Source organism: Occallatibacter sp. (assembly GCF_049510455.1).
Taxonomy (GTDB): Bacteria; Acidobacteriota; Terriglobia; order Terriglobales; family Acidobacteriaceae; genus Telmatobacter.
Window position 1 is genome coordinate 1 of the sequence record NZ_JBEKYX010000124.1, and the last position, 10,196, is coordinate 10,196.

Below are 10,196 nucleotides of genomic sequence, written 5' to 3' on the forward strand. Positions count from 1 at the left end.
AAAGAAAATCAAAACATAATCTGAAAGTAGGGTCAGAAGCAAAAATCAAATCAATCCATACAAATCAATCCAATACCCAATAGAAAATATGACAATAGAAACGCTTATCACTGGCGAGAGTATAACATCAGCTTCGATTTGTTATCGAGACCACTTGAGTACTGAAAAGCCTTTGAAGTATCTCGATGCGACTGTCGAAGATATAAAAACTGAACGATCCCGCAGACAAGAACAACTATGAATATCGTAAGAAACAATAGGATCGGCAGTTATTCCCAGGTCACTGCAGCATGTAGATCGCGTTACCGGAAGAATTCGGTGTCTGGGAAAAATCTGGCTTTTCAGGTCGACTCGAACCTACAGCCCTCGGTCAGCAACCGAATACTTACACTTAGAGTATACATGCTTTCAACAAATTACAGAAGGAGCCAAGAGGAGCGATCGGAGCCTCTGGAACACGCAATTCGGCGCCGCTGGCCCAACCGCTTCTGGAAAACTGCGAACCGAGAGCAGCATTCTCGTAACAGCTATTCTTAACGCCCGCTACCACTCCAATGGCGGCTGGATCAATGGACGCCAGACTGTCGTTTTTCCGCATCGTTGAATTCGGCTTGCATGCACCATCAACTCCTGGAGGAGCACTGCCGGCATGCCCGCATTGACATTACGGCTGCAAGCTATGCCGCAGGGTGGATGTGGTCGATTGCCAGCCGCCGGCACCACGGGCCGTTTTTTGCCGAAGACAGTGGTTATGGCTATCCACTACAACTGGATATGGTGAACAGCCCACCCCTTTCCTCACGATTGATAGTTGAAGGAAGGTGATCATGCCTAATCATTTCAATGTCAGCGCTCGCTTATCCGCAGCGGCATGTATCTATTTACTGCTGCAATGCGGCTTTCTCGAGCAGGCGGAAGCCAGCACGCATGGGCCTGCCAACATCTCCTCGCCTGCTCCGGAGACTCTCACGCCAGAGATGCGCGGCGATCTCTTGATGATCCGTAAACAGTATCAGGAAGCCATTGAAGCGTACCGCAGCAGCCCGGAGAGGAGTGCTCTTCTCTGGAACAAAATCGGTATTGCATATCATCACCTTTATGACATGGAGGACGCGAAAACCGCTTATGAGCACGCGCTGCGGATCAAGCCGGATTATGGCACCGCGGTCAATAATCTCGGCGCAGTCTATTATGCTCAGAAACAATTCAAAATGGCTGAGCGCCTTTATCGGCGCGCCACCAAGCTGATGCCGCAGGAAGGGGCGATTCGCATGAACCTGGGCACCGTATATTTTGCCCAGGGAAAATTCCACAAGGGTATGGAAGCATATCGGGCCGCATTTGCGATCGATCCTGATGCATTCGACCCAGATTCGCCGCACATCATCTCCGAGCCGTCTTCAGCGAGCGAACGCATCAATTTGAACTATTGCCTTGCCGCGGTGTATGCACAAGCGGGAATGACAGATCGCGCGATTGAATTTCTGCGCATGGCGATCAGCGAGGGATTCAACGACTACAAGCGCCTGATTGACGATCAACAATTTGCGGCGCTGCGAAAGACACCGAAATTTTCACAGCTTTTGACGGAGGAGAGGCGCAACTGACAAATGCGGACTTAACTTAGATTTCTGAGCACACCCTGCATCGAACTGCAAATCGTGTAATCTCCCAAGAGTTGAAAGGACGTAACTATTCATCCTCCTAACGGTATCGAGGGCCAACAGCCATGAGAATGCGTGGACTGATATTTCTTTTAGTGATTCCAGCGATTGTTACCCGATCACAGGATCAGAGTGCGCGGACGGTTCCCGTGCTGATTGAGCTTTTTACCTCGGAGGGGTGTTCGAGTTGTCCTCCTGTCGATTCGTGGCTGCAACAGATCGATTCATCGCAGCCGATTCCCGGCGTGCAGGCCATTGTGCTTAGCGAGCATGTCGATTACTGGGATCACGAAGGGTGGAAGGATCCGTATTCATCGTCGGCTCTGACCGAGCGGCAGAGCATTTATGCTCGATTGTTTCGACTCGATTCTCCTTATACGCCGCAACTCATTATGAATGGTGGAACGGAATTGCACTTGAACGATCCGCATCAGGTTCAGACAGCAATCGAAAAGTCTGCCACAGAAACTATGATTCCGGTGCATATCGGACCGATGGATGCGGCGTCCCCAGGATCGCCGTCATTGCGCGTACATATCGAGATTGATGGCCAGTCCATGACGCACAATGCAGACGTCTACGCCGCAATTGCCCGGGATCATGCGGAGTCGCAGGTTCTTCATGGTGAGAACGGAGGACGGCGCCTGAAGCACACAGCTGTCGTCCAGGAATTGCGGAAGATTGGCAAACTTGAAAGGCAGCACAATTTCAACTATGACTTCGATGCAAAGATTCCATCGGGATTGGAGCCTCGCGACATACGCTTGATTGTCTTTGTGCAGGAACCGGGCCAAGGGAAGATTCTGGGAGCGGCCATGATACGGCCCGGTACGTGAACTTATCCGGCGGTCACTGGTAATGCCATATCCGCACATTGAGAAAGAACTCCATGACCACTAAAATGGCTTCATGAGCCATTTGGCCGCCAGCATTTCTCCCATCATTGCCATTGATCGCGATGCGGAGAGACCTCTTCACCAACAGGTTTACGACGGATATCGCGAGGCGATTCTGCGCGGCGATCTGCAGTCTGGACAAAAGATTCCGTCGAGCCGGGAGCTGGCTGCTGAAATCGGAGTATCGCGTTTTCCTGTATTGCATGCCTATGCACAGTTGAAGGCAGAGGGCTACTTTGAAAGCCATGTGGGCTCGGGGACTATTATTTCGGCAACGCTGCCGGAGCAAATGATGCCGTCCAGCAGGGGCGCAGGCGGCCTGCAAACGAGCATATCGGGACGCCGCCCAATCGCACGCCGTACCAGGTTTTATCCGCGCTTTGAGCGAGACTCACATCTGCGCGGCTGGGGAGCGTTCGGGATTCATCAGCCTGCTTTCGATCATTTCCCCTTTCAGGTATGGTCGGGGCTCGTGGCAAAACATAGCCGTAATCCACACGCGAGCGCGATACACAATATCAATCCTTTGGGGTCGGAGCGATTCCGTGAAGAAATATGCGCTTATCTACGCACGGCGCGCGCCGTCAAATGCGATGCCTCACAAATCATGATTGTTTCGGGATCGCAGCAGGCTCTCGATATAACAGCGCGCGTGCTTCTCAATCCAGGAGACCCGGTGCTTGTAGAAGAACCAGGATACAACCTGGAAAGAACCGTGCTGGCGGCAGCCGGATGCCGGTTGCAACTTGTGCCCGTGGATCATGAGGGAATGGACGTGGTGCAAGGGGTGAAACGCCATCCTGGCGCAAAGGCGGCATTTGTTACTCCGTCTCATCAATTCCCGCTGGGCTCGACCATGAGCGCAACACGCCGGCTTTTGCTGCTCAATTGGGCGCAAAGCTCGGGAGCCTGGGTCATTGAGGATGATTACGACAGTGAATATCGTTTCGATGCCCGGCCGATCGCATCCCTGCAAGGTCTTGATGTGAATTCACGCGTGATCTATATCGGAACATTCAGCAAAATACTCTTTCCATCCCTGCGCATCGGCTATATCGTTATTCCGCAAGATCTGGTGAGCCACTTCGCCGCAGTCCGTTTTGCAATGGATATTTTTCCGCCTTACTTATATCAGGAAGTGCTTTCGGACTTTATGTCGCAAGACTACTTCGGGCGGCACATAAGGAAAATGCGCCAGGTCTATAGCGCGCGCAGAGCAATGCTGATCGATTGTCTGCGGACTGAGTTCGGGGATAAGCTTCAGGTCCACGGCTCTGCCGCGGGAATGCACGTTACCGTCACATTACCTGAGGGATTCGATGACTTGGAGATTGCGGCGCGTACTATACAGCAAAGGCTGTGGCTTTGGCCGCTCTCACCCTATTACCTGGGTAAACAACGGCGCAGCGGCTTTGTTCTTGGATTCGGCAGCACTGCGGAAGAACAGATTCCAACTGCTGTGAAACGAATGCGATCGGTCATACTTGGTTAAGTTGGCGGGCGGGCGGTTAAACACCACAGCGATCTTCTGCTTGCGCAGAGCGCTTGCTGCGATGGAGTCGGAGACAACCCGCGCTGCGCCTGCCATCATCAGGCAGATACCATTTCCAGACAACGAGAAGTGGTCATGAGGATTGGTAAAGAGCCTCGGCACACAAACCAGAATTTCAAAGCCTACAACTGAGCAAGGTGCGGATTCAATCGCGCGGTTCGTCTGTGAGTAACTCATAACTGACGAAGGCAATCTTGGTGCTGTCGGGAGACCATGAAGGAACATTCATTGTGCCTTGTCCTCCGAAAAGGTGAGCCAGCACCTTGACCTTCTTGTCGGCCAGCGTCATTACATTCAGCGTTACGTCCTTGTTAGGCGGATGACCTATTACGCCCTTTTCAAAGCTGACGTAGACCATGGATTTTCCGTCGGGCGATATGTGCGGGAACCAGTCATTGGTTTCGCTCATAATGACCTGTTCCTGGCTGCCGCCGTCGGAATGCATGCGCCAGATCTGCATGTGTCCGGTACGCTCGGAGTTGAAGTAAATCCATGCGCCGTCGGGTGAGTACTCGGGGCCATCGTCCAGCCCTGGGGCAGTAGTGAGGCGCTTCTCTTCCCCGCCCGCCACCGGAATAGTGTAAATGTCAAAGTTATCGCCTCGCTGGCCGGTGAAGGCGAGCGTTGAGCCATCCGGCGACCAGCCATGCCAGTAAGACGGCGCATTTTGAGTGATCTGCTTCGGCGTGCCGCCGGTAATCGGCAGCGTATAGACCTGCGAACTCTTCAACTGAGTTGAATCACTGATAGCGATCATGGTGCCGTCCGGCGAGATGCCGTGATCGTTATTGCACTGCACCTGTGCGCCGGTGGAAATACGCTCAGGCGTGTCTCCGCCGACAGCAAGTTTGTAGATGCCGCCGCCTTGATTGAACAGGAAGAACGATCCATCGCGCGACCAGTTAGGCGCCTCAAAGTGCGCCTGCGCCACGTAAGCCACCTGGCGATCGGTGGAGGCAATCGGAACCGTTTCAAGCGTGCTCCAGAGAATGGGTTTCGCGTCACCGGCGGCGGGCAGGGCTTCGATTTTTACACGCGAGAAGCGAGCTGTCTGTGTCGCGTCCTTGTCATGCGCGCACACACCGATGCCCACGTAGAATTCGCCGCTCAAGGGCAGCTTGATGGATGCGCCGGACGGATGCAGCTTGCCGTCTTTTCCCGTGACAAAGGCATAAAAGAAGTCGCCGCGCTTTTCCAGACGCACGCGCACTGGAGCCGTGAGGTTCGATTGCACTTCATGATCATCCTCACCGGGCGTCAGCCGAAACTGCAGCGAGGTTAGCCCGTCACCATGCCTTGCGACGTCCACAGCAGGCGAGTTGCCATCCAGGCTTTGCCGGATCATCAATACGGCCTTGCGGTGATTGTTCCCTTGACTGCCCTCGAATGTAATGTCAGCCGAGATGGCCACATCGCCTGAGACTTTTTTCCAGACAAAATGAAAATCGTCTGTGCCAAACCACATATTCTCGCCGCTGCCTGTCACGGTGTAAGTTCCCGCCGCGGCGTCATAGCGGGCTGTGCCTGCGTGCAGCACAGTTCCGATATCGCCATGACCATCAAACACGCCCAACGGCTCTATGCGTGTCTGGGCTTGAGCTTCTGCGGCCCGGGCGTGAAGCGCGGAAAATAGTGCCAGCGCGGCAATTGCCGTCAAGGCCGGGAAAGCGCGACTGGTTCGCACGTTCATGGGATCTCTCCAAGTCATCTGCGCTTGACAGTTCCTCTCTTGTCACGCGGCAAGGGGTTTGGTATGGTTCGATGGAAACGTTATCACCCAGTTCAAGCTGCGGTCAATCAACGCGGATTCTCCAGCGAAGCGGAGATCGCATGATTCGGCTTGTTCAGCACTGTATGCACGCTGTTTCTCCATCCAGGCAGGGAGTTCTCTATGCAAATTGCGTTGCTTGCACATGTTTCCACGATTCTGCTCCGTTCGCGCAGAGCCGTCTTTCTTCTTGCGCTGCTCACTATGTTTCCGGTTTCGGTTTGCGCCAAGGTAATTGTTTTCTGGCAACCAAATTTCCCGACCGTTGCCAGCCAGCCCGTTGAACAATCTGCGCTGGAGCGGGCGCTTAGCGGAATGCACCCGCTATTTGCAGATATTGCTTCGCTCAACCAGAAGGCTACGCTGGATCATGCGGATCTGCTGATTCTTCCCTATGGTTCTGCGGTTCCTGTCGAGGCATGGAAATCAATTGATTCGTATCTCCATGGTGGAGGCAACCTGCTTGTTCTGGGCGGGCAGCCGCTGCAAGTTCCGGTCCTCTCCGCTGACGGCAAGTATGAGGCCATGCGACCGCAGGACACCTACGCACGCACACTCGACTTTCGCCACACCTACGAAGTTCCCGTCCCTGCGGACGCACAGTTTGCGTGGAAACAGGGTTACGCACTGGGTGTCCCTCCGCGTTTGCGCGCAAAGAGGTTTTTCACGGTGGAAGGACGATTAAATGGGCTTGGATATATGTCCGACAGCACGGGCCTGCTGGTGGCCGCGCCGGTGATCGTTGCTGATTATTCGTTGGGTCCGATGATGGGCAGCCGCGTAGTTGCGCTCGACTTTGAACCGGAGCCAGGATACTGGCAGAGCGACGATGGTGTTGCGCTCATCCGTCAATCCGCGAGCTATGCGCGGCGGGGAACGATAGGTCTCTCGATTGAAACGCTCTTTTCCGCAATCCGCCCAGGCGAACTCCCTGTGATCACTGCGCATCTGCACAACCCGCGTCAGGAAAAAACAAATACTCCCGAAACAGGCGAATTGAAAGTGACTCTGAGTTCGGAATCCAAGGCGCTTGATACGCAGACGCTGATAGTGCCCCAAACTGACGTTGCCGATCTGACGGTTCCGTTCCACAAGCCATTGCCGGCCGGGTTCTACAAGGTTGCCGCGGTGTACAGCGAGGGCGGCGAGTTTCGCGCGTTTTATCAGAACGGCTTTTGGGTAGGGCAAGAAGACGCTGTTAAGGCTGGCCCAGTACTCGCAACTCATGGTGATTTCATCACACGCGATGCCGCGCCTTTCTTTCCTGTGGGCAGCAACTATTTCTCAACGGAGTCGAATGGATGGGATTTTTCCGGGCCACGCAATGCGTGGGTATGGGAACAGGATTTTGCCGAGATGGAGCAGCACGGCGTGAGCTTTGTCCGCACCGGCGTTTGGATGCCGAATGGACGCTTTATTGAGAACAACGCGGGGGGCGGCGCGAATGAGCGTTTTCTGCGCAATCTCGAAGCGTTTCTGTTGTGTGCACAGCGACATCATATTGCGGTGAACTTTACCTTCTTTGCTTTTTCCCCGCGTTCCGGAATGCCCGGCCGCGAGGATCCTAATGCAACTCCGTCGAATCCATATCTTGATCCGTATGCCGTGCGCATGGAGCAGGCCTATGTGCGGTCGGTGGTGGAACGATTCAAAAATGTGCCGTGGCTTTCGTGGGATTTGATCAACGAGCCGAGTTTCTCAAATCCGCGGGTTGTCTTTCATGGCAATGTGCCGAACGGCGATCCAAGCGAAGTGGCCGCGTGGCACAAGTGGCTGCGCAGGAAGTATGACGATAAGCTGGCCACGCTTGCCGATGCGTGGGCCGTGCCCGCGGAGCAGCTTGGCGGCTTTGACACCGTGCCTCTGCCTTCCGGTGCGGACTTGAATTATGGCCGTTCCGGAAACCCGCGACAGGTTCGGGCCGTCGATTACAACCTCTTTGCGCAGGATATGTTCAGCGACTGGGTGCATTCGATGGTTTCTCTCATCCGCACAACAGGTAGCAGGCAGTTGGTCGATGTGGGCCAGGATGAAGGCGGTGTAACGGACCGCGTGCTGAATCAGTTTTACGGAGGCGCGGGCGTTTCGTTCACTACGAATCATACTTACTGGCAGGACGATGCGCTGCTGTGGGATTCCGTTGCGGCAAAGCGGCCGGGGATACCGAATATTACAGGAGAAACCGGCTACCAGCCGGCGTGGGCGCCGGATGGTGCGTGGCGCTATGACGAATTCACGGGACTTGGACTCACGGAACGCAAGTGGGCTCTTGGCTTTGCCGCTGGATCGACGGGTGCGATGCAGTGGGACTGGGATCGCGAAGTCGATTTCGGCATGAAGCGCAGCGACGGCTCCTCGAAAGTCTGGGAGAACCAGATGCGCGATCTGGGCGAGTTCGCGCGCAAAGCTGCGCCGTCGGCAACTGCACTTATGCTGCCTGAAGTTGCGATTGTGCTGCCGCAGTCGTTGCAGCTTTCCGCAGCGAAGGCGTTTGCGCTCGAAGCGCAACAGAACGCGGTGCGCGCTCTCTATGGACTTGCGCGCTCGCAGGCGTATGCCGTGGGCGAGTATCAGATCGATCTGCTCGGATCACCGAAGTTGATCTTGCTTCCGTCTCCGTTTGGGCTGACCGATACTGCGTGGCAGGCGATCACGGAACGAGTGAAGGCAGGCGCAACACTGCTGGTGACCGGGCCGTTTGACGGCGATGCGCATTTGCATGCAACGGGCCGGCAGGATGCGATTGGGGTTCCTTACAACACGGTTCCGCTGACGATTCGCGATCATGCCGTGCATTTTCCGTGGGGCGATGAGGAGTTAAGCTTTACGGGCAACAAGACAACAGTTCTGAGCCAGGCTCAGACGGCTGACGACGGCGTGTGGGTGGAAAAGACGCTGGGGAAAGGGAAGGTTCTGTTCTCGGCGCTGCCGCTGGAGCTCAGCAACAATCTCGAGTTGGTGGGCAAGGCTTATCGCTATGCTCTGAAGGCGGCGGGCGTTGCGCCGGTCTACACGACGACGCTCACCGATCCCGGAATCCTGATCGTTCCCACGGTATTCCCGGCAGCAACGCTGTACGTGCTTACCTCCGAATCCAACCGGCAGCAGGTTGCATTCGAAGATGTGCGCAGTGGGCACCATTTTGCAGGAACACTCGAGAGCGGTAGCGCCGCTATTCTGCTCGTCGGAACCGATGGAAAGATACTTGCTGCGTACAACTGGATGGTGCAATAGGCCGGAAACGAGAGTACATTGTCGAGCAAGGAAAGCATTTCCGTATCGCATTTCGTGGCTTATTTGCCCAACGAGCAGTTTCCCCCGGGTGACCACTATGACCCTAGAGAGTTTCTAATTTAGTTGTATACGTATCCCCAGGAAGCGAAGTAGTTTGTGCATTCGTTTGTGGCGATGGTGTCGAGTCGGGCACCGATCTCGGTCCAGAGTTCTTCAAGGGATCGCTTGGCGACTTTGCGGAGCAACGCCTTGAACTTGGAGAAGAGCTTTTCGATGGGGTTAAGATCGGGCGAGTGGGGTGGCAGATAGAGCAGGGTTGCTCCCACCGCTTCGATGGCTTGGCGGGCTCCTGCAACCTTGTGACTGCTGAGATTGTCCAGGATCACGATGTCGGCCGGCTCGAGGGTCGGACACAAGAACTGCTGTACCCAAGCGAGGAACATCTCTCCATCCATCGGCTCGCCGTAACCATTGGAGCGGTCAGCCGGTCATGCCGCAAGCCGCCTACGAAAGTGGTCGTCTTCCAGTGGCCATGCGGAGCCGAGCCGATGCAGCGCTGCCCTTTGGGAGATCGTCCGTAGCGCCGCACCATACTGGTCGATGCCCAGGTTTCATCGAGGAATACAAGCTTTTCCATGTCCAGGCGCGGCTGCGCTTCAAGCCATTTCAGCCGCGCCGCCTGCACCTCCTCGCATTCTTGTTCGCTGGCGTGCAGGGTTTCTTTTGAAGGTGAGATTCCATCGGTTCAACTGGTGCCAGAGAGCGCCGATCTTGATCGGAACGCCTCGCGCGCCCAGTCGAAGTTGCAACTCGGCCAGGGTCAGATCGGGCTCCGCGGCGATCCAGGAGCGCAACACCGACTCCGACTTCGCCAGTCGCGACTGGCGGTAGCCGCCGATCCGAAGACTGCTCCTCTCTCCCGTCGTTCGCGCTCGCTTACCCACCTGGTAGACCCAGATGCGGCTCACCTCGAACCGCCGCGCAATCTCCGTGGGACGATCCCCCCGATCCAACGCACCCAACACACGATCCCGCAAATCCTGCGAATAGGCTGGCATCCATACCCCTTCAAAAATACATGA

General features: G+C 55.4%; 8 protein-coding genes. 5 read left to right on the forward strand and 3 right to left on the reverse strand.

Annotated features, from left to right (window positions below; translation table 11 throughout):
- The first annotated feature begins 615 nt into the window (after nt 1–615).
- From ABSG47_RS18505 to pdxR, 4 genes are all read left to right on the forward strand, one after another.
- Nucleotides 616–825 carry a hypothetical protein gene (locus ABSG47_RS18505; RefSeq protein ID WP_424171272.1) on the forward strand — a complete coding sequence of 70 codons (210 nt, stop codon included), beginning with the start codon at nt 616–618 and terminating at the stop codon, nt 823–825.
- A 2-nt stretch (nt 826–827) separates the two neighbouring features.
- On the forward strand, nt 828–1,607 hold the full coding sequence (locus ABSG47_RS18510) for a tetratricopeptide repeat protein (RefSeq protein WP_424171274.1): 780 nt from the start codon (nt 828–830) through the stop codon (nt 1,605–1,607).
- A gap of 122 nt (nt 1,608–1,729) precedes the next feature.
- Nucleotides 1,730–2,500 carry a DUF1223 domain-containing protein gene (locus tag ABSG47_RS18515; RefSeq protein WP_424171276.1) on the forward strand — a complete coding sequence of 257 codons (771 nt, stop codon included), beginning with the start codon at nt 1,730–1,732 and terminating at the stop codon, nt 2,498–2,500.
- A gap of 73 nt (nt 2,501–2,573) precedes the next feature.
- The gene (pdxR, locus tag ABSG47_RS18520; RefSeq protein ID WP_424171278.1) at nt 2,574–4,052 is read left to right on the forward strand and encodes a MocR-like pyridoxine biosynthesis transcription factor PdxR; all 1,479 of its coding nucleotides are present in this window, start codon (nt 2,574–2,576) and stop codon (nt 4,050–4,052) included.
- 205 nt (nt 4,053–4,257) lie between these two features.
- Here pdxR and ABSG47_RS18525 read toward each other — a convergent pair whose 3' ends face one another.
- Nucleotides 4,258–5,802 (reverse strand): TolB family protein, encoded by a 1,545-nt coding sequence (locus ABSG47_RS18525; RefSeq protein WP_424171280.1) that lies wholly within the window; start codon nt 5,800–5,802, stop codon nt 4,258–4,260.
- Between the two features lie 201 nt (nt 5,803–6,003).
- Here ABSG47_RS18525 and ABSG47_RS18530 point away from each other — a divergent pair, with 201 nt between their 5' ends.
- Nucleotides 6,004–9,114 (forward strand): beta-galactosidase, encoded by a 3,111-nt coding sequence (locus tag ABSG47_RS18530; RefSeq protein WP_424171282.1) that lies wholly within the window; start codon nt 6,004–6,006, stop codon nt 9,112–9,114.
- Between the two features lie 119 nt (nt 9,115–9,233).
- On the opposite strand, the gene ABSG47_RS18535 is transcribed toward ABSG47_RS18530, so the two are convergent.
- On the reverse strand, nt 9,234–9,569 hold the full coding sequence (locus tag ABSG47_RS18535; protein ID WP_424171284.1) for a transposase: 336 nt from the start codon (nt 9,567–9,569) through the stop codon (nt 9,234–9,236).
- Nucleotides 9,570–9,770: 201 nt separating this feature from the next.
- On the reverse strand, nt 9,771–10,196 hold a 426-nt coding region (locus ABSG47_RS18540), incomplete at its 5' end, for an IS630 transposase-related protein (protein ID WP_424171286.1).